We start from the raw sequence: 18,615 nt of genomic DNA, 5'->3' as shown, positions 1-18,615 counted from the left end.
GATTCCTGAGTCGAGCGAAACAAAAATTGGCCGTCACACAGCGCTCGATCTGTGGTCTAATGGTCGAATGTTCACCCTTTGACCGGCTCGATGAGGAGAAGTTGATGACACCCCGCTCCGGAAATCTCTCGCTTGAGGACCTCACCTCCCTGGTTCGCGGCGGCGACATCGACACCGTCGTCGTCGCATTCACCGATATGCAGGGGCGGCTGGTGGGCAAGCGGGTTTCCGCGCGGCTCTTCCTGGAAGACGTGGCCGGCCACGGCGCGGAGTGCTGCAACTATCTGCTGGCCGTCGACGTGGAGATGAACACGGTGGACGGCTATGAGATGTCGAGCTGGCGACGCGGCTACGGCGACATGGCCATGATCCCCGACCTCGCCACACTGCGACGCGCGCCCTGGCTGCCCGGGGCCGCCCTCGTCACCGCGGACCTGCGGTGGCTCGACAAGTCACCCGTCGTGGCGTCACCCCGCCAGATCCTGAAAACCCAGCTGGCCCGGCTGGCCGACCGCGGGCTGGTACCCTATGTCGGCACCGAGCTGGAGTTCATCGTCTTCGACGACGGCTACCGGGAGGCGTGGAAGAAGGGCTACCGCGACCTGACCCCCGCCAGCGATTACAACATCGACTATGCGCTGCTCGCATCCACCCGGATGGAACCGTTACTGCGGGACATCCGTAACGCCATGGACGGCGCCGGCATGTACTGCGAGGGCGTCAAGGGTGAGTGCAACCTGGGCCAGCAGGAGATCGCGTTCCGCTACACCGACGCCCTGGCCACCTGCGACAACCACTCCATCTACAAGAACGGCGCCAAGGAGATCGCGGATGCCCACGGCAAGAGCCTGACCTTCATGGCCAAGTTCAACGAGCGGGAGGGCAACAGCTGCCACATCCACATCAGCCTGCGCGGCACCGACGGATCCGCGGTCTTCGCCGACAAGGATGCCGATCACGGCATGTCGACGCTGTTCCGTCACTTCCTCGCCGGCCAGCTCGCGGTGATGCGCGAGCTGACCCTGTTCTCGGCACCGAACATCAACTCCTACAAGCGCTATGTCAGCGGCAGCTTCGCGCCGACTGCGATCGCCTGGGGGCTCGATAACCGCACGTGCGCCCTGCGCGTGGTGGGGGCCGGCCTCGGCCTGCGGGTGGAGAACCGAGTGCCCGGCGGCGACGTGAACCAGTACCTGGCCGTGGCCGCACTGATCGCGGCCGGCCTCTACGGCATCGAGAACGAACTCGAACTCGACGATGCCTTCGTCGGCAACGCCTACGAGAGCGGCGCCGAGCGGGTGCCGGCCTCGCTGCGGGAGGCCACAGCGCTGTTCGCGACATCCACGATCGCCCGGGAGGCATTCGGCGACGAGGTCGTCGATCACTACCTCAACAACGCGCGGATCGAGCTGGAAGCCTATGACGCGGCGGTGACCGACTGGGAGCGGGTGCGCGGCTTTGAGCGCCTCTGACCCCGGCACCGCACCGCGCCCCGGTGCCGACCCGCGCCCCGTGATCGGCCTGACCACCTATCTCGAGCAGTCCCAGACCGGTGTCTGGGACGTGCCGGCCGCCTTCCTGCCCCAGGCCTATTTCGACTCGGTCATCCGCGCGGGCGGCATCGCCGTGCTGCTGCCGCCGCAGCCCGTGGACGCGGCCATTGCCGACCGGGTGCTCGACGGCCTCGACGGCCTGGTCATCACCGGCGGCAAGGACGTCGATCCGGCGCGTTACGGTCAGGCCGCCCACACGAAAACCGACGAGCCGCGGCGGGACCGTGACGCCTGGGAGCATGAGCTGATCCACCGGGCCATCGACCGGGAGCTGCCGCTGCTCGGCATCTGCCGCGGCGCCCAGATGCTCAACATCGCACAGGGCGGCACCCTGCACCAGCACCTGCCCGACGTCGTGGGCCACGGCGGCTACCAGGCCGGCGGCGGCGTCTTCAACATCGTGGACGTGCACGTGGAACCCGAGTCGCGGCTGCACGGGCTGCTCGACGCCCTGGACGTGCCGCTTCCCGTTCCCGTCTACCACCACCAGTCCATCGACCGGATCGGCGCCGGCCTCACCGTGTCCGCACGCACTCACGACGGGGTCGTGCAGGCCGTGGAACTCACCGATGTCCCGTTCGGGCTGGCCGTGCAGTGGCATCCGGAACAGCACGACGACCTACGTCTCTTCGCGGGCCTCGTCGACGCGGCCGCCCGCTACCGAGCGGCCCGTGACCACGAGAACGACCACAACCACAACCACGACCACGATCAGGAAAGGGACACCCTGTGAGCAGCTACACCGTGATCAACCCGACCGACGAAACCACAGTCACCGTGGTCGAACACCTCGACACGGATGCGACCGATGAGGCCGTCTCCCGGGCGGTGGCCGCGCAGCGGCTCTGGTCCCGGGTGGCGCCGGCCGACAAGGCTGCCGTTCTGCGCCGCTTCGCGGAGGCCGTGGACGGGGACCGGGAGAACCTGGCCCGCATCGAGATGGCCAACTCGGGGCATCCGATCATGCAGGCGCGCTGGGAGGCCGGCCATGTGCGCGACGTGCTGACTTACTACTCGGCCGCCCCCGAGCGACTCTTCGGGCGGCAGATCCCGGTGTCCGGCGGTCTCGACGTGACCTTCCAGGAACCGCTGGGTGTGGTCGGCATCATCACCCCGTGGAACTTCCCGATGACGATCGCGGCCTGGGGTTTCGCTCCCGCCCTCGCGGCTGGCAACGCGGTGTTGCTGAAGCCGGCGGAGTGGACGCCGCTCTCCAGCATCCATCTGGGCGTACTCGCCCGGGAGGCCGGCCTGCCCGAGGGGCTGTTCCAGGTGCTGCCGGGCCGCGGATCGGTGGTCGGCGAACGGTTCGTGACGCACCCCCAAGTGCGGAAGGTCGTCTTCACCGGGTCGACGGATGTCGGCAAGCGGATCATGGCCGGCTGCGCCGCCCAGGTCAAACGGGTCACCCTGGAACTCGGCGGCAAGAGCGCCAACATCGTGTTCGCCGACTCCAACCTGGAGAAGGCCGCCGCCACCGCACCCTCCGGGGTGTTCGAGAACGCCGGCCAGGACTGCTGCGCCCGTAGCCGCATCCTGGTGGAGCGTAGCGTCTACGACCGATTTCTCGAGCTGCTCGAGCCGGCCGTCGCCGGTGTGCGGGTGGGTGATCCCGCCGACGAGAGCACCGAGATGGGCCCGCTCGTCTCGGCCGCGCACCACGCCGCGGTCTCGGCCTATGTGCCGGAGGGCTCCCCCGTGGCCTTCCGGGGCAGCGCCCCGACCGGACCGGGTTTCTGGTTCCCGCCGACCGTGCTCACCCCGGACTCCCGCACGGACCGTTGCGTCACCGACGAGATCTTCGGACCCGTCGTCACCGTGCTGCCGTTCGACGGTGAGGACGACGCCGTGAACCTCGCCAATGACACCGACTACGGCCTCTCGGGATCGATCTGGACCCGCGACGTGGGCCGGGCGATCCGAGTGGCGCGGGCCGTGGAATCCGGCAATCTGTCCGTCAACTCGCACTCCTCCGTGCGCTACACGACTCCATTCGGCGGCTTCAAGCAGTCGGGCCTCGGCCGGGAACTGGGCCCGGACGCCCCGTTGTCGTTCACCGAGACCAAGAACGTCTTCATCGCCGTCGACTAGACGCCACACCCTCAGACGAACCCCAAGGAGCCAGCATGAGCACCCTCACCCCCATCGACCTCACCCAGCGGCTCGCGGGCCGGGTCGCCGTGATCACAGGCGGCGCCAGCGGCATCGGCCTGGCCACGGCGAAACGGTTCGCCGCGGAAGGAGCAACGGTTGTGATCGGCGACCTCGACGAGGCGGCGGGGCTCGCGGCGGCCGACCAGCTCGACTGCCTCTTCGTCAAGGTGGATGTCACCGACGAGGGCGAGGTCAACAACCTCTTCGACACCGCCTATCTCACCTACGGCTCCGTCGACATCGCGTTCAACAATGCCGGGATCTCCCCGCCCGACGACGACTCGATCGAGACGACCGAGCTACCGGCCTGGCAACGGGTGCAGGACGTCAACCTGAAGTCGGTGTACCTGTGCTGCCGCTCCGCCCTGCGCTACATGGTGAAGCAGGGCCGCGGGTCGATCATCAACACGGCCTCGTTCGTGGCCGTGCTCGGCTCCGCGACCAGTCAGATCTCCTACACCGCCTCGAAGGGCGGCGTGCTCGCGCTCAGCCGCGAGCTGGGCGTGCAGTTCGCGCGCCAGGGCATCCGGGTCAACGCCCTTTGCCCCGGCCCGGTGAACACCCCGCTACTGCAAGAGCTATTCGCGAAGGACCCGGAGCGCGCGGCCCGGCGGCTGGTGCACATCCCAGTCGGCCGGTTCGCGGAACCCGAGGAGCTCGCGGCCGCGGTCGCGTTCCTGGCCAGCGATGACTCCTCGTTCATCACGGGCTCCACGTTCCTTGTCGACGGCGGCATCAGCTCGGCCTACGTGACGCCGATGTAGCGGTGCGGGAGGGTGCGGAAACCGTGATGGACTGGAAGTTCGACCAGGAGCCAGGACCAGAACAGTGATCGACGACGAACAGCCCGGGCTCGACAGTGGACTGCTGCTGCGCCCCGTGCACAGTGGCAACGCCTTCGAGGAGACCGTGCAGCGGCTGCTGCAGACCGTGCGGCTGGGACTCGTCGCGCCCGGCGAACGACTGCCGGCCGAACGCGAACTCTCCGCCATGCTCGCCGTGAGTCGGGACACGCTGCGGGATGCGATCGCATCCCTGGCCGAGGCCGGCTATCTGGTCTCCCGACGCGGCCGCTACGGCGGCACCTTCGTCAACGATTCGTTGCCCCAGCAGACGCCCGGCCGAGGCCACGAGCGTGGACTGCCGGCGCGCCGGGACATCTCCGTGGCCGAGATCGAGGACGCGCTCGCGCTCCGGGAAATCTTGGAGGAGGGCGCCGCCCGGCATGCCGCCGCGCGCACCCTGTCGCCCGGCGAACGGGAAGTGCTGTGGAACAGCCTGGCCGACTCGATCGGCGCCACCGGCGAGGACTACCGCCGACTGGACTCCAGGCTGCACCTCACCATCGGCGAGCTGGCCGGCTCACCGTCGCTCGTGCCGCTGCTGGCCGAAGTGCGGATGCGGATCAACGAACTGCTCGACAACATCCCGTCACTCGGACCGAACATCGCACACTCGGACCGGCAGCACGAGCAGATCGTGACCGCGATCCTGACCGGTCGGCCCGACGCCGCCGCGCAGGCGATGGCCGAGCATCTGGCCGGCACCGCCCTGCTCCTGCGCGGCTTCCTGGAGTAGCGCGAGGCCGCGCCGGGCCAGATCGAGGTCAGATCAAGAACGCGAACGGCAGCGCCAGCAGGCCGAGGGCCAGCGCCAGCAGCACGAGCAGCAGCGAGCCGGCCAGCAGCACCGCGTTGAGCACGATGCCCCAGATCGCCAGGGTGCGCGCCTGCGGTTCCCGTCCGAGGGCGAGGATGCCGACGACCAGGCCGGCAATGGGCACGAGGAAGGTCCAGCCGGCGACGATCGACACGAGGCCGAGCACGAGGCTCGACACGGCCAGGGTGCTGCTCCGCGGGGGTACGGGCTCGGCAGTGTAGACCGGAGCCTGGTCGGGAGCGATGGTTGACATGGGCGGTTCTCCGTTTCGATGGGGAGCGACGGATGCCGCTCTCCCAACGACACTACGGAGCATCCGTTTTGGCACCCATGGGGTTAGCCCCCGAATCGGGCCGGGGGCGGCCACGCGGTCACGCGCCGAACAGAACCTCGATCGGGCCGCGCACGAAGAAGACCAGGAAGCCGGCCGCGACCACCCAGAGCAACGGGCTGATCTCGCGCGCCTTCCCCGAGAACGAACGCACCAGCACCCAGGTGATGAAGCCGGCCCCGATTCCGTTGGCGATCGAGTAGGTCAGCGGCATCACGATGATCGTGAGGAACACCGGTAGCACGATGGAGAACTCCGTGAAGTCGATGAACCGGATCTGGGACACCATCATCGCGCCGACGATCACGAGGGCGGCCGCGGCCACCTCGAGCGGCACGATCTGGGTGAGCGGGGTGAAGAACATGGCCGCGAGGAACAGCAGTCCCGTGACGATGTTGGCCAGTCCCGTGCGAGCACCCTCGCCGATGCCGGCACCGGACTCGATGAACACCGTGTTCGACGAGGCAGAGGTGGCACCGCCGACGACGGCGCCGACGCCCTCGACGATCAGGGCGGATTTCAGGCGCGGGAAGTTGCCCTTCTCGTCGGCCACATCGGCCTCGCTGGCCAGGCCGGTCATGGTGCCCATGGCGTCGAAGAAGTTCGTGAAGACGAGCGTGAAAACAAGCATCGACGCGGCCAGCATGCCGATCCGGTCGAAGGCGCCGAAGCTGACCTGTCCGACGAGGCTCAGGTCGGGCAGCGAGACGATGGAGGTCGGCAGTACCGGAGCGTTCAGGTTCCAACCGTCGGGGTTCTGCCCGAATGACGGCCCGACCTTGAAAATCGCCTCGAGGACCACCGCGATCAGCGTGGTGGCGACGATTCCGATCAGGAGGGCCGCCTTCACCTTGCGGGCGACCAGGATGCCGAGAATGATCAGGCCGAGCACGAACACGGCGGTCGGCAGGCTCACGACGGAGCCGTTGTCGCCGAGCTGCACGGGCGGCGACGCGGCGCCGCTCGCGCGCACGAAGCCGGAGTCGACCAGGCCGATGAAGGCGATGAACAGGCCGATGCCGACCGTGATGGCGATCTTCAGCTGGCGCGGCACGGCGTTGAAAATGAGCTCGCGTAGGCCGGTGGAGGCGAGCAGCACGATGATGAGCCCGTTGATGACCACGAGGCCCATGGCCTCCGGCCAGGTCACCTGGCCGACGACGCTCACGGCCAGGAAGGAGTTGATGCCGAGGCCCGCGGCGAAACCGAAGGGAAGCCGGGCGACGGCGCCGAACAGGATGGTCATGACGCCGGCGGTGAGGGCGGTGACCGCGGCAACCTGGCCGTTGGGCAGCCATCCGCCGGCCACGTCGACCGCGGCCTGGTCGGCGCTGAAGCCGCCGAGGATGAGCGGGTTGAGGATCACGATGTAGGCCATCGTGACGAACGTCACCAGACCGCCGCGGATTTCCCGGCCGTAGGTGGAGCCGCGCCGGGTGATTTCGAAGTACCGATCGATGCGGGCCTTGAGCCCCGGGTTCGTGCCCGCCGGGGCGTCCGGCTTGGGGGCAGGCGTGGATGACGTGTGGGTCTCTGTTTCAGAAATGGGGTGCTCCTGGTGTCCGACTCAGCTGATTCTCAGTTCCTCAGTTTACGGCCCCGGAGCGCGGGCCGATTCCGCGGGGCTGGGCGAGGACGGCCCGCGGAGGCAACCGGCCGGGCTTCCGGGCTGTGGCACGCCGAGCTCAGATGTGCGGCACGAAGGCGTCCCAGGCCCGGCGGCGGTCCCCGCGCGGGTCGGACTCGACACGGTCGACGGCGTCGATGACCAGGGTCAGACGCTCGGCCTCGTCGTAGAGCGGCCAGGCCGCATCCGGCACCCCGGAGGCCGCGAAACTGAGCCACCAACCCTGCATCCGGGCACCGATCCGCTGGAAGTCGCGGCGACCGCCGAGCGCGGTCATGCCGCGGCCGAACCAGCCGTCGAGCCGGTCGAACAGCGGGAACAGCTCGAGGCCGTGCGTGGCGTCGAGCCCCATCAAACGCACCAGGCGCGGCGCGGCATCGAAGCGGTAGAAGCGCACCGGGGCATACCGGGAGTGCCGTTCGCCCACGCGCACGCTCGGGTACCAGAAAGAAAAATCACCACCGAAATCGAGGGCGGGCCGCAGCGCGGGTATCCCGGGGTACTGCGCCCGCAGGCGCGTGCGAGCTTTCTTCTTGGTGTTCGCGAACACGGCGCGGATGCGCCCGGGCGTCGTGGCGAGGATGTCGATGCGCCCACTGAACAGCGAACCTTCCCGCGAGTTGGTGCCGATGATCAGCGGAATCCGGTGGGCACGGCCGTCGCGGAAGGCGTCGAGAGGTCGTTCAGGCAGGAAGTCGCCGTCGATCACGGGCGAGAGCGGGATCGTGCCGGGGTACCGGTCCGGGGCGCGCCGCGTCAGGTCGCTCGTGGCCTCGGCCAGATGTTCCGGGTCGGCCTGCAGAAGCAGGGCAGCGGCATTCGTCACCGTGGTGGGCGAGTTCGTCGGGTCGGCCTGCCCGGTGCGCCGGGCCAGGAGCCGCACAAAGTCCGTGGCCCACTCGGCGGTGACATCGGGGGCATAGACGGCGTTCGGCGGGGCGCTCTGCGCGATCGCGCGCTGGAAGAGTCCGGCGGCGGCCGGGACGGTCATCAGGGTGGTCACGGCGTTGGCTCCGGCCGATTCGCCGAAGAGGGTGACGGCATCCGGGTTGCCGCCGAACGCGCGGATGTTGCGCCGCACCCAGCCGAGCGCAGCCACCTGGTCGCGCAGCCCGAGGTTGCTCTCGAAGGCATGCTCCGCGGTCGAGTAACGGCTGAAGTCGATGTAGCCAAGCGCCCCCAACCGGTAGTTGAGGCTGACATAGACGATGCCGCCGCGCCGCACGAGCCCCTCACCCTGCCGGGGCACCTCCCGCGAGGACCCGACGCTGTAGGCGCCGCCGTGGATGAAGAACATGACGGGCCGCAGCATCCGCGGGTCGACCGGTTCGTCGGGAGCGATCACGTTGAGGTTGAGGCAGTCCTCGCTTTGCGGGATCGTCGGTTTCGCGCCGATGAACTGGCCGCGGTGGCTCTGCGTGGCGACCGGGCCGAAGGAGCTTGCATCTCGTTCGCCCGGCCAAGGCGAGGCCGGCTGCGGAGCGCGGAATCGGAGCTCGTCCACGGGGGCGGCCGCGTAGGGAATCCCGCGCCACTGGCGCACCCCGCGCACCCGGATTCCGTGCAGCAAGCCGGTTTCAATCCTCACCGAGAGTGGCTCTGCTTGGGCAGGCTGAACGGATGGTCTCACCGTCCGATCTTAATTGTTCACTACCATCGGGATTACGTACGACACGGAAACGAGAAACACATGGCTCTGCCCTGGACCCTGCACGGTGACGGAAAAACGGTCGGAGCCACGGATGTCGTCGGCCCCGGCGAGCGCCTGAACTGGCCGCTGACCATCGGGATCGGCACCCAGCACGTCATCGCCATGTTCGGTGCCACGTTCCTGGTACCGCTGCTCACGGGCTTCCCACCCAGCACGACGCTGCTCTTCTCGGGCATCGGCACCCTGCTTTTCCTGGTAATCACGCGCAACAAGCTGCCCAGTTACCTCGGCTCCTCGTTCGCCTTCATCGCGCCGATCACCGCCGCGACCGCGAGCGCGGGCATGGGCAGCGCCCTGTTCGGCATCATCGTCGTCGGCCTACTCCTGGCCCTGATCGGCGTGATCGTGCAGCTCACCGGCACCGGCTGGATCGACGCATTGATGCCGCCCGTCGTCTCCGGGGCCATCGTCGCCCTGATCGGCCTCAACCTGGCGCCCGTCGCCAAGTCGAACTTCGAGCTGGCCCCACTCACCGCGCTGATCACCCTGCTCGCCGTGATCCTCTCGACCGTGGTGTTCCGAGGCATCCTGGGCCGGCTGTCCATCTTCATCGGCGTGATCGTGGGCTATGTGGCCGCCGTGGTGGCCGGCGAGGTCGACTTCAGCGGGGTGGGCGAGGCTGCCTGGATCGGCCTGCCCCAGTTCACCGCGGCGATGAACCCGTTCGCGGATCCGTCCGCCGCCCTCGGCGTGCTGCCGGCGTTCCTGCCGGTCGTGCTCGTGCTGGTGGCCGAGAACGTTGGCCACATCAAGGGCGTTGCCCAGATGACGAATGTGACGGTGAACCGCTTCACGGGTCGCGCCCTGATGGCCGACGGTCTGGCCACGATGCTCGCCGGCTTCAGCGGCGGATCGGGCACCACCACCTATGGCGAGAACATCGGCGTCATGGCGGCCACCCGCATCTACTCCACGGCCGCCTACTGGGTCGCGGGCATCACCGCGGTGCTGCTCGGACTCTCCCCCAAGATCGGTGCGGTCATCAACACGATCCCGGCGGGGGTGCTCGGCGGCGTCACCACGGCCCTCTACGGCCTGATCGGCATCATCGGCGTGAAGATCTGGCTCGACAACAAGGTCGACTTCAGCAAGCCGGTCAACCAGTTCACCGCGGCCACCGCGCTGATCATCGGCATCGCCGACTACACCTTCACGGCCGGCAGCCTCAGCTTCAACGGCATCGCGCTCGGCACGGTCGCCGCCATCGTGATCTACCACCTGATGACGTGGGTGGCCCGGGTGCGCGGCACCGCACGGTAGCATCCGCGGCCCTCCGCAGCGCCGCAGGTAGTGGCTCGCGGCGCATGTTCTGGCTCGCGGCGCACCGTCTACCGTGCACCCAGCTCCACGGGGTGCACCGCCAGCCTGACGGACCAGGTCGCGCAGTCATCCGGCGTTGCGAGCGTGTAGCGCCGTTCCGCACGTGGCGTGCCACCAGCGCAGCGGCGCAGCTACCGCGCGGCGACCGAGAGCGCCCGTTACGGCACGGAACGCTGCGAGGGAAGCGGAACAGGGACGCAGCGGGTCAGCGGTGCAGGGCCGGCACAATCAGGTAGACACCGTAGAGCACGGCCGCGCTACAGAGCACGAAACAGGCGTAGGCGCCCATCAGGGCGACCTGCTTCTGCAGAGGGCTCAGTGGGCCGGCGGCGGCCTTGCGCGCGCGCTTGGCCTCCTTGGCCGCACGCTTGGGGGTGAGCACGGTGATGGCTCCCGTGAATTCGGCCGGTTCGACCACGGGTACACGGCCGGAGGTGGTGAGCAACCGCAGCCCGAGCGAATACAGGCCCACCACGACCGCGGACGAGAGGAGAGAAGCGAGCGCGACGACAAGGAACGCAGACCAATCGATCACAGCGCGACCTTCTTCTGATCCTTGCGAGAGGCCGTGCGGGAGGCCTTGCGGGGGGTCTTCCGGATCTTCACGACCCGCCCGGCGTCGTCGATGTCGTGCAGGTTGTCGTGCGTGACCCGGCTCTGGCGGGACCGGCGAAACAGCACGGCGATGACGAGGGAACCGATCACCAGGTCGAGCACGATGCCCATCGGTCCGATCAGGGCGAGTCCGGCCGCGAAGGCACCCATGATGGCCGCCGCCGGCAGGGTGAGCACCCAGCCGAGCGCGATCTGGCCGGCCATCCCCCAGCGCACGGTCGAGCCGCGGCGGCCCAGGCCCGAGCCGATCACCGACCCGGACGCGACCTGCGTGGTGGAGAGCGCGAAGCCGAGTTGGCTGGACGCGAGGATGGTGGCCGCGGTGCTGGTCTCCGCAGCGAAGCCCTGGGCCGGCTTGATGTCGGTGAGGCCGCGACCCATGGTCCGGATGATTCGCCAGCCGCCGGTGTACGTGCCGATCGCGATCGCGATCGCGCAGGTGGTGATGACCCACAGCTGCGGGCCGGTGCCCACGTCCTGCATCCCGCCGGCGATCAGGGTGAGGGTGATGACGCCCATGGTCTTCTGGGCGTCATTGGTGCCGTGTGCGAGGGCAACGAGCGACGAGGAGATGATCTGCGCGTAGCGGAAGCCGCCCCGGCCATCCGCCTTGCCGGAATCCCGCCGGGTGATGAAGTAGGCGAGCCTGGTGGCGAGGTAGGCGACGATGCCCACCGTGAGCGGGGCGATCAGTGCCGGCAGGATGACCTTGGCCAGCACGACGTCGTAGGCGACCGCCTGCGAGCCGACGCCGATGATCGTCGCGCCGATGAGTCCGCCGAACAGGGCGTGGCTCGAGCTGGACGGCAGGCCACGCAGCCAGGTGATGAGGTTCCAAACGATGGCGCCGATCAGGCCCGCAAAGATGATCTCGGGAGTGATCTGAACTCCGGCGTCATCCTTGTTGATGATGCCGCCGGAAATGGTCCTGGCGACCTCGGTGGAGAGGAAAGCCCCGACCAGGTTCAGAATGGCGGCGAGTCCCACCGCGACCTTCGGGCGCATGGCACCGGTCGCGATGGGGGTTGCCATCGCGTTTGCGGTGTCGTGGAAGCCGTTGGTGAAGTCGAAAATCAGTGCGAGCGCAATCACAAGCGCAACGATCAGGGTGAAATCCACCGGCGTCTTCCTCTGAGTGTACGACAGCCGGGGTTATCTCAAGCTGCACCGCTGTGATAAGCCTGACACTCCCGGGGAAGCAGGTCAATTCAAACCGGGTCGACCACCGTGGCCAAGTCGGGGCCGAAGGTGTAGGAGGCCCGCACCGGAATGCCGGCGAGCACCCCCGGCAGCCAGTGCCGGGCGTCGTCCCACATCTCGTCCACCGGTAGCGCGGCCACGTCGAACCAGACCGGGTTCAGCTCGTCGGACTCGCGCGGGGTGCCGCTCCACTGCGTGCAGACGAACACGCTCGATTCCTGGCTCCAGGCTTCCCGGTGCGGAAACAGGTAGGTCAGCAGACCCAACGGGGTCAGGGCGGATGCCGCCACGACCAGGCCGGACTCCTCCTCGATCTCCCGCACCATCGCCTCCACGGCCGACTCCCCCGGCTCGAGCTTGCCGCCGAGGCCGACGATGTTGCCCCGGCCCAGTCCTTTCTTCTTGCGGCCGAGCAGCACCTGCAGGTCCCCCGATGGAGAACGCCGGGTGAGGTAGCCCACGCAGACCTGAGGAAGAGACATGAACCAATGGTAACGAGGTACGGTCCTGCTCCCGTTCAGGCCGGTTTGTTAGGATCCAAGTATGAACTTTGTGCCGGAATCCGGAACCATAACCATGTTCACGACGACCTGGTGCGGCTATTGCACCCGCCTGAAGACCCAGCTGGTCAAGGCCGGCATCGCCTACACCGAGATCAACGTGGAGGAGGTCGACGGCACGTCCGAGCTGGTGATGAGCCTGAACAACGGCAACCGCACGGTTCCGACAGTCCTCTTTCCGGACGGCTCCAGCGCGACGAACCCGTCGCTGGCGCAGGTTCAGGCCAAACTCGCCTGAGTCGGTCCCGGAACGCACGAAGGGGTCCCGGTTGAACCTCCGCCAATCGGCGGAAATCGATCCGGATCCCCTCAGCGCCTGGTGCGGGTTTAGCCGAAGAGCACCGCGGCCTCGTCGTAGCGCGCCTGCGGCACGGTCTTTAGACCGATGGTCGCTTCCGCGATGCTGACGATTTCCATGTCGGTGCCTCGCAGGGAAACCATGGAGCCCCACTGGCCGGCGTAGACGGCGTCAACGGCCGCCATGCCGAGGCGGGTGGCGAGCACCCGGTCATAGGCCGACGGAGCGCCGCCGCGCTGGGTGTGGCCGAGGACGGTGGCGCGGGATTCGATGCCCGTGCGCTCCTCGATCATCGGGGCGATCATTTCGCTGATGCCGCCGAGGCGGGGGCGGTTGAACGCGTCGAGGCCCTTGGTCGAGAGCGCCTCCTCCATGCCGGCGAGCTTGAAGCCCTCGGAGACGACGAGCACGGGTGCGCGGCCGCGGTCGCGCACGTGCATGACCCAGTCGCAGATCTGCTCGATGGTCTGGGGCTGCTCCGGGATCAGGATGGCGTGGGCGCCGCCGGCCATGCCGGAGTGCAGGGCGATCCAGCCCACGTGGCGGCCCATGACCTCGACGATCATGCAGCGGCCGTGGGATTCGGCTGTGGTGCGCAGTCGGTCGATGGCCTCGGTGGCGATCTCGACGGCGGTGTTGAAGCCGAATGAGTAATCGGTGGCTTCGAGGTCGTTGTCGATGGTCTTGGGAACGCCGACGATCTGAAGTCCGGCATCCGTCAGTCGGCGTGCCGCGGTGAGGGTGCCCTCGCCGCCGATGGCGATAATCGCGTCGATTCCTTCCGCGTCCATCGTCTTCTGAATGTTAATGGGGCCGCCGTTTTCACCCTCGAACGGGTTCGTGCGGGAGCTACCGAGGATGGTGCCACCCTGACGGGAGAGACCGCGCACGCTGTGCCGGTCCAGAGTCATAAAGTCGCCCTCGACCAGGCCTTTCCATCCGTTGCGAATGCCGACGAATTCGGCATCGAGGACGCGGATGCCTTTAAGGACGGAACCGCGAATAACCGCGTTCAGGCCGGGGCAGTCTCCGCCGCTGGTGAGGATACCAATTTTCATTTGTCGTTGCTCCTTGTTGCACAAGTGATCAGATTGGCGCCCACACCGCCGCCACTCAATGATGGACCCCAAACGAGGCCCGGTTCAAATCCACGCCGGTGAGGGGCGCGTTCTACAACTCCCCGTCGAGTGCCAGGGTCAGCAGGTAGATCAGGGCGCTGGCCTGCACGGAATCGGCGGACGAGATCTCGTCGACGGTGCCGTCCAGGGCGCGGGCCGCGAGGCCCTGCTTGCTGCCGATGAGTTCGGCGATGCGCGCGTCAATGGTGTGGGCGGCGATGATCCGCCACGCGGTGACCGGCTCGTCCTGGCCGATGCGGTGCACCCGGTCGATGGCCTGTGTCTGCTCGGCGGCAGTCCAGCTGAGCTCGGCGAGCACGACGTTGGAGGCGGCCTGGAGGTTGACGCCGACTCCGGCGGCAGAGAGGGAACAGACCACCACGGCCACCCCCTGGTCATCGTTGAAGGAGTCGATGGCGGCCTGGCGGGCCAGTGCGCTTTGGTCGCCGCGCAGGGAGACCGTGCGCAGGCCGCGCTTGGCGAAGATGTCCTCGGCGGCATCCATCACGTCGATGTGCTTGGCGAAGAAGACGACCTTGCCCACCGAGTGCGCCAGCTGCACGGCGTAGTCTGCCGCGAGGGCGGCCTTGGCCTGGCCGATCTTGCGCACCATGGTGAAGACGTTCTCACCGGTCGTCTGCCCCTTCGACTCCTCGAGTTCGGCGTGGGCAACCGCGCGGATGAACGCGGCTCGCTGCTCTCCCTCGAGGACGGGCGGCGTCTGGCCCGGATGGCGGGCGGCGACGAGGGAGTGGTACCGGGTGACCAGGCGGGCGGCGAGCTCCCGCTCGGCCTGGCGGATGGAGCGGCCGAGGTCGTCGTCCAGCTCGACCGGGATGTCGGCGATGCGCTTGGCCGGCAGGTCGGCGGCGACGTCGACCTTGCGGCGGCGCACGATGCCAAGGTCGATCACCGCGGCACGCGCGGCGCTGTAGAACCCGGAGTCGGCCGGGGTCAGCCCGATCGCTTCGAGCTTCTGCATGAGTCTGGGGGCCGGCTTGTCGCCGTCGAGCCAACCGAGGAACTGCCAGATCGCCCGGAAGTCGTCGACGTCGTTGATCAGCGGGGTTCCGGTCAGAGCCATCAGCAGCGGGTTGCCACCGGGCGTGCGGCGCCGGATCTGCTCAGCCAGGGCCAGCACGTGCTTGGAGCGCTGCGACTGCAGGTTCTTGATGAAGTGCGCCTCGTCGACGACCATGCCCTTGAAGCCCAGGGTGCCCAGCCAGGTGCGGTGCCGGTCGAGCACGTCGTAGTTGACGATGACCACATCGGCGAAGGCGTCGAGCGTGTCGCCGTCGCCGTGGATGACGGTGGCCCGGCGGTTCGGCGTCCACAGTGCGACCTCGCGCACCCAGTTCATCTTGACGACGTTGGGAACGATGGCCAACAGCGGGTAGGCCCCGCTGACGGATGCCGCGAGCAGGCTCTGCGCCGTCTTCCCGAGCCCCGGCTCGTCGGCAAGCAGGTAGCTGCGGTGGCCCAGGCGCGCGCTTTCGACGAACCGGGCCTGGTGGCGCATCAGCTCCATGCCGCGAGGCGAGAGCCGGTCGACGCGGGGTGCCTCGGGCAGGTCCATGCTGGCGGCCTGACCGCCGGAACCATACTCGAAGGATTTGAACAGCGGGCCGATGAGTTCCCAGTTGGCCAGGCGACGGCCGGAGACGACCGGCTGGGCCGTCGCGGCGCTGAAATCGGGCGCGAGGAACGGGTTGGCGAGCTGGCGAGCCTTGACCGACTGAGGGATGACCTGGTTGACCGGAATTTCCGGCTTGGCCTCGGCCTCGCGGGTGATGATCAGTTCGTCGGGGGTGAGTTCGGCGCCGGACTCAAGCAGCCAGTCGCGGCGGAACCGCTGCGCGACCGTGGACACGCCGGCATCCGGTTCCAGCAGGGTGATCAGGCTGGTGTCGCGGGCCGCGGTCTTCGCCAGGATCTGGGCGATGCCGTCAAGGCGTTTCAGCAGTTCCGCGCGGTTCGCGTCGGTGAGGTCCTTGTCGCCCTTGACCCGGGCACGTTCCTCGCGCATGAGCAGCGCGATGACCTGGTACTTGGTGCGGTTGGTCGGGCCCAGCTTGGCGCCGACCTGCGCCTTCGCCTCCACCTCGCGCACCTTGCGGGCGAGGATGGGAATGATGGGGGCGTCATCGTCGCGGGAACGAGGTCGCTGCCGAGCGCGACCTTCGGCGGCAACACGGTTGTTCGAACCGGCGGCCTGGTGGCGGGTGTAAGCCATTCTTCTCCAACTTCACAGCAGCACAGCAGACAAAGGCCGTGCTCGACGTGGTGCGGCATCCGTGGACACCGGTGCGATCGATACGTCGAAGCCTGAATCGAGCAACGTGCCAACCCTATTTGCGCCACCGGCATTTGGGATGCAGCGGCACGGTCAAGACGGTAATCGGGCTTTTTCGACGCGAATACAGTCTACGCCCGCTGGTCAATCCCGATGCACCGGCACCTTGGTGACGACCCCGACGAGGATGAAGACCAGCGCGGCGATGAACTGGGCGGACACCCAGCCCCGGCCGGATAGGTCGATGACCACGATCGGGTTCCAGAGCACCGCGATCGGCACGAGACCGATCAACCACAGCCAGGCCTTCGCCTGGATGGCGAAGACGCAGAGGATCATCGCGAGGATGCTGACCGCGTAACGGATGATGATGAAGCTTTCGGAGTCCAGCAGCGCGAGCCCGCCGAGCAGGATGACCGCCCCGAGCAGACCGGGGGCCAGAGCGGAACGTGTGACTGTGGGTTCGACCGGGGTGCCCATCAGACGCCTCCTCCTCCTCCTCCGCCGCCGTCTCCACCGCCGCCGACCGAGCCACCTCCACCCGAACCGGAACTGGAGGAACTCGACGCGCTTCCCGACCAGGAGGCCGAGGTGGAGCTCGTGAACGAGCTCAACCCGGCGGCGAACCAGACCGGGTTGAACGGAGCGAACCCAGCGTACCAGTCCGGCTGCGCGTCACTCCGGGCGTAGTGGTCACCGAGAACCTGGGCCCACTCCTTCTCCTGACCGAACAGCACCGCGAACGGCAGCAGGTGCTCATAGAGCTTCAGCACCTGCCCCGGCTGCCCCGGATCGGGCAGGCCGAGAACGGATGCCGGGTCCGGCCGGTAGGGCGACCTCAGCGCTCCCTCGGGACTCTGCAGCACTCGCAGCCGTTCGGCCCGGGCTATATCGATGTACAGCTTCACGCCGACCAGAGTCAGAATGCCGGTGAGCACAGCGCCGACGAGCAGCCAACGGAGCAGCCGGCCACCCTTCCTCTCCCGCAGCCCGTCGGTCAGCACCTGCTCGGTGACCGCCTGGAGCTGCTTGGCCAGCCCGGCGCCCAGCTTGGTGTCCTTCGTCTTGAGGTCGCGGCTCGTGCCCGCGTGCAGCCCCGGGAACAGCAGCCGGAGCACCGCCTGCTCGGCCGGGTCGAGGTCTCTGGTGTGCAACAGCTCGAGCAGGTAGTGCTTTGTGCCCTCCCCCTCCAGGACCCGCACATTGCCACGCACAGCGAAGCTGAGCAACTGGGCGGTCATGGCCTTGGCGCTCGTGCGCATCACGTTTCCCGCCACGAGCAGGTTGACGCCCTGCGGCCACAGGTACTCGGCGACGACGGTCGGCCGACCCGGTGCGTTCCGCCAGCGGGTGGCCCGGGAGGCGACGGCGAGACCGGCGCCGAGCAGGCCGATCAGGGCCGCTGCGAGGCCGATACCCGGGAAAGGGTTCGCCGTGAACGACTGGTCGCGGGGCACGAAGGTGCCAGGTTCGAACCCGACGGCCAGAGTGAGCCCCTCGGCCGAGCCAAGTGCCCCGGCGGTGACGTCGAGCGTGACGTCGACCTGTTCGCAGGTGATGACATAGGTCTGCGCGCCATTCACGGAGACATCGGTGGCGATCGTCACCGGCGCAGGCTGTTGAGCACCACGAACAGGCTGGAGAACACCACCAATGCGGCGGAGATCAACGGGTTGATCTGGTTGAACACGGCCAGCGGCAGCACCGCCCGGCCGTAGCAGAAGGTGCAAACCAGGGTACCCCTGATCACGCGCAGGGTGCGTCGGGACAGCCGGATGACGTCGGGCATGGTGCCTGGTGGTCGCACACGATGGTGACGTCGCTGGCAGACGACAGTATACCCCTCCGGGGTATGTGAAATCGCGGTACTGTAGACCCATGATTGACGACATCAAACGGCGTGCCCTACACCGTGCCCGCATCCTCGAGGGTCAGATGCGTGGTTTGGAGAAGATGATCGAGAACGAGGATTACTGCATCGACATCCTCACGCAGTCCCTGTCAATCCAGAAGTCGCTCGGCTCGCTCAACAAGCTCCTGGTGGACAATCACCTGCAAACCCACGTGACCGAGATGTTCGAGGCCGGGGGCGAGGCTCGGGGGACCGCCATCGCGGAGCTGCTCAAGGTCTTCGAACTCAACAACAACCGAGGCTGAAGCCGGCGGCACCCGCCGC

Annotated in this window: 19 protein-coding genes; 8 read left to right on the top strand and 11 right to left on the bottom strand. The window is 67.8% G+C overall.

The features are described from left to right. The first annotated feature begins 104 nt into the window (after positions 1-104). The 5 genes from E3O54_RS01775 to E3O54_RS01755 all read left to right on the top strand — a co-directional run bounded on the left by E3O54_RS01775 (position 105) and on the right by E3O54_RS01755 (position 5,285). Entirely contained in the window at positions 105-1,472 is a 1,368-nt protein-coding gene (locus tag E3O54_RS01775; protein ID WP_134342064.1) for a glutamine synthetase family protein, read from the top strand. Then, positions 1,459-2,286: a gamma-glutamyl-gamma-aminobutyrate hydrolase family protein gene (locus tag E3O54_RS01770; RefSeq protein ID WP_198411411.1), complete on the top strand. Its 828-nt coding sequence runs from the start codon at positions 1,459-1,461 to the stop codon at positions 2,284-2,286. The genes E3O54_RS01775 and E3O54_RS01770 overlap by 14 nt, the downstream gene beginning before the upstream one ends. Next, on the top strand, positions 2,283-3,644 hold the full coding sequence (locus E3O54_RS01765) for an aldehyde dehydrogenase (protein WP_134400813.1): 1,362 nt from the start codon (positions 2,283-2,285) through the stop codon (positions 3,642-3,644). Before E3O54_RS01770 ends, E3O54_RS01765 begins: the two co-directional genes overlap by 4 nt. A gap of 35 nt (positions 3,645-3,679) precedes the next feature. After that, on the top strand, positions 3,680-4,471 hold the full coding sequence (locus tag E3O54_RS01760; protein ID WP_166784834.1) for a 3-oxoacyl-ACP reductase: 792 nt from the start codon (positions 3,680-3,682) through the stop codon (positions 4,469-4,471). A gap of 67 nt (positions 4,472-4,538) precedes the next feature. Further along, the gene (locus tag E3O54_RS01755) at positions 4,539-5,285 is read left to right on the top strand and encodes a FadR/GntR family transcriptional regulator (protein WP_104101273.1); all 747 of its coding nucleotides are present in this window, start codon (positions 4,539-4,541) and stop codon (positions 5,283-5,285) included. A gap of 28 nt (positions 5,286-5,313) precedes the next feature. Here E3O54_RS01755 and E3O54_RS01750 read toward each other — a convergent pair whose 3' ends face one another. From E3O54_RS01750 to E3O54_RS01740, 3 genes are all read right to left on the bottom strand, one after another. Continuing rightward, a complete protein-coding gene (locus tag E3O54_RS01750; protein WP_233191409.1) occupies positions 5,314-5,619 on the bottom strand; it encodes a hypothetical protein in 306 nt (101 codons plus the stop codon). Positions 5,620-5,737: 118 nt separating this feature from the next. Then, on the bottom strand, positions 5,738-7,243 hold the full coding sequence (locus E3O54_RS01745) for an NCS2 family permease (protein ID WP_134400812.1): 1,506 nt from the start codon (positions 7,241-7,243) through the stop codon (positions 5,738-5,740). 139 nt (positions 7,244-7,382) lie between these two features. Continuing rightward, positions 7,383-8,912 (bottom strand): carboxylesterase/lipase family protein, encoded by a 1,530-nt coding sequence (locus tag E3O54_RS01740; protein ID WP_241976713.1) that lies wholly within the window; start codon positions 8,910-8,912, stop codon positions 7,383-7,385. A 102-nt stretch (positions 8,913-9,014) separates the two neighbouring features. On the opposite strand from E3O54_RS01740, the gene E3O54_RS01735 reads away from it, so the two are divergent. Further along, positions 9,015-10,295: a uracil-xanthine permease family protein gene (locus E3O54_RS01735; RefSeq protein ID WP_134400810.1), complete on the top strand. Its 1,281-nt coding sequence runs from the start codon at positions 9,015-9,017 to the stop codon at positions 10,293-10,295. A 265-nt stretch (positions 10,296-10,560) separates the two neighbouring features. On the opposite strand, the gene E3O54_RS01730 is transcribed toward E3O54_RS01735, so the two are convergent. From E3O54_RS01730 to E3O54_RS01720, 3 genes are all read right to left on the bottom strand, one after another. Continuing rightward, positions 10,561-10,890: a peptidase gene (locus tag E3O54_RS01730; protein WP_134374666.1), complete on the bottom strand. Its 330-nt coding sequence runs from the start codon at positions 10,888-10,890 to the stop codon at positions 10,561-10,563. After that, the gene (locus E3O54_RS01725) at positions 10,887-12,089 is read right to left on the bottom strand and encodes an inorganic phosphate transporter (RefSeq protein WP_134374668.1); all 1,203 of its coding nucleotides are present in this window, start codon (positions 12,087-12,089) and stop codon (positions 10,887-10,889) included. Before E3O54_RS01725 ends, E3O54_RS01730 begins: the two co-directional genes overlap by 4 nt. An 89-nt stretch (positions 12,090-12,178) precedes the next feature. Then, on the bottom strand, positions 12,179-12,652 hold the full coding sequence (locus E3O54_RS01720; RefSeq protein ID WP_134400809.1) for an 8-oxo-dGTP diphosphatase: 474 nt from the start codon (positions 12,650-12,652) through the stop codon (positions 12,179-12,181). 61 nt (positions 12,653-12,713) lie between these two features. Between E3O54_RS01720 and E3O54_RS01715 the strand changes: the two genes are divergently transcribed. Then, positions 12,714-12,968: a mycoredoxin gene (locus E3O54_RS01715; RefSeq protein WP_104101065.1), complete on the top strand. Its 255-nt coding sequence runs from the start codon at positions 12,714-12,716 to the stop codon at positions 12,966-12,968. An 89-nt stretch (positions 12,969-13,057) separates the two neighbouring features. Here the strand turns inward: E3O54_RS01715 and E3O54_RS01710 are convergent, their stop codons facing one another. From E3O54_RS01710 to E3O54_RS16170, 5 genes are all read right to left on the bottom strand, one after another. Continuing rightward, positions 13,058-14,086: a 6-phosphofructokinase gene (locus E3O54_RS01710; protein WP_104101064.1), complete on the bottom strand. Its 1,029-nt coding sequence runs from the start codon at positions 14,084-14,086 to the stop codon at positions 13,058-13,060. Positions 14,087-14,198: 112 nt separating this feature from the next. Next, a complete protein-coding gene (locus E3O54_RS01705; RefSeq protein ID WP_134400808.1) occupies positions 14,199-16,379 on the bottom strand; it encodes a DEAD/DEAH box helicase in 2,181 nt (726 codons plus the stop codon). A gap of 204 nt (positions 16,380-16,583) precedes the next feature. Further along, complete coding sequence (locus E3O54_RS01700; protein WP_104169961.1) at positions 16,584-16,919, bottom strand: DUF6804 family protein; 336 nt, start codon at positions 16,917-16,919, stop codon at positions 16,584-16,586. After that, on the bottom strand, positions 16,919-18,046 hold the full coding sequence (locus tag E3O54_RS01695) for a DUF2207 domain-containing protein (RefSeq protein WP_166805185.1): 1,128 nt from the start codon (positions 18,044-18,046) through the stop codon (positions 16,919-16,921). The genes E3O54_RS01700 and E3O54_RS01695 overlap by 1 nt, the downstream gene beginning before the upstream one ends. Further along, positions 18,043-18,228 (bottom strand): hypothetical protein, encoded by a 186-nt coding sequence (locus E3O54_RS16170; RefSeq protein ID WP_166805184.1) that lies wholly within the window; start codon positions 18,226-18,228, stop codon positions 18,043-18,045. Before E3O54_RS16170 ends, E3O54_RS01695 begins: the two co-directional genes overlap by 4 nt. 89 nt (positions 18,229-18,317) lie before the next feature. On the opposite strand from E3O54_RS16170, the gene E3O54_RS01690 reads away from it, so the two are divergent. Further along, on the top strand, positions 18,318-18,596 hold the full coding sequence (locus E3O54_RS01690; protein WP_104101060.1) for a metal-sensitive transcriptional regulator: 279 nt from the start codon (positions 18,318-18,320) through the stop codon (positions 18,594-18,596). Positions 18,597-18,615: the final 19 nt, after the last annotated feature.

It is taken from the genome of Cryobacterium sp. TMT2-4, from assembly GCF_004402575.1.
Taxonomy (GTDB): domain Bacteria; phylum Actinomycetota; class Actinomycetes; order Actinomycetales; family Microbacteriaceae; genus Cryobacterium; species Cryobacterium sandaracinum.
Note: the sequence above shows the minus strand (reverse complement) of the source record. Positions and strands in the feature narration are given on the sequence as shown.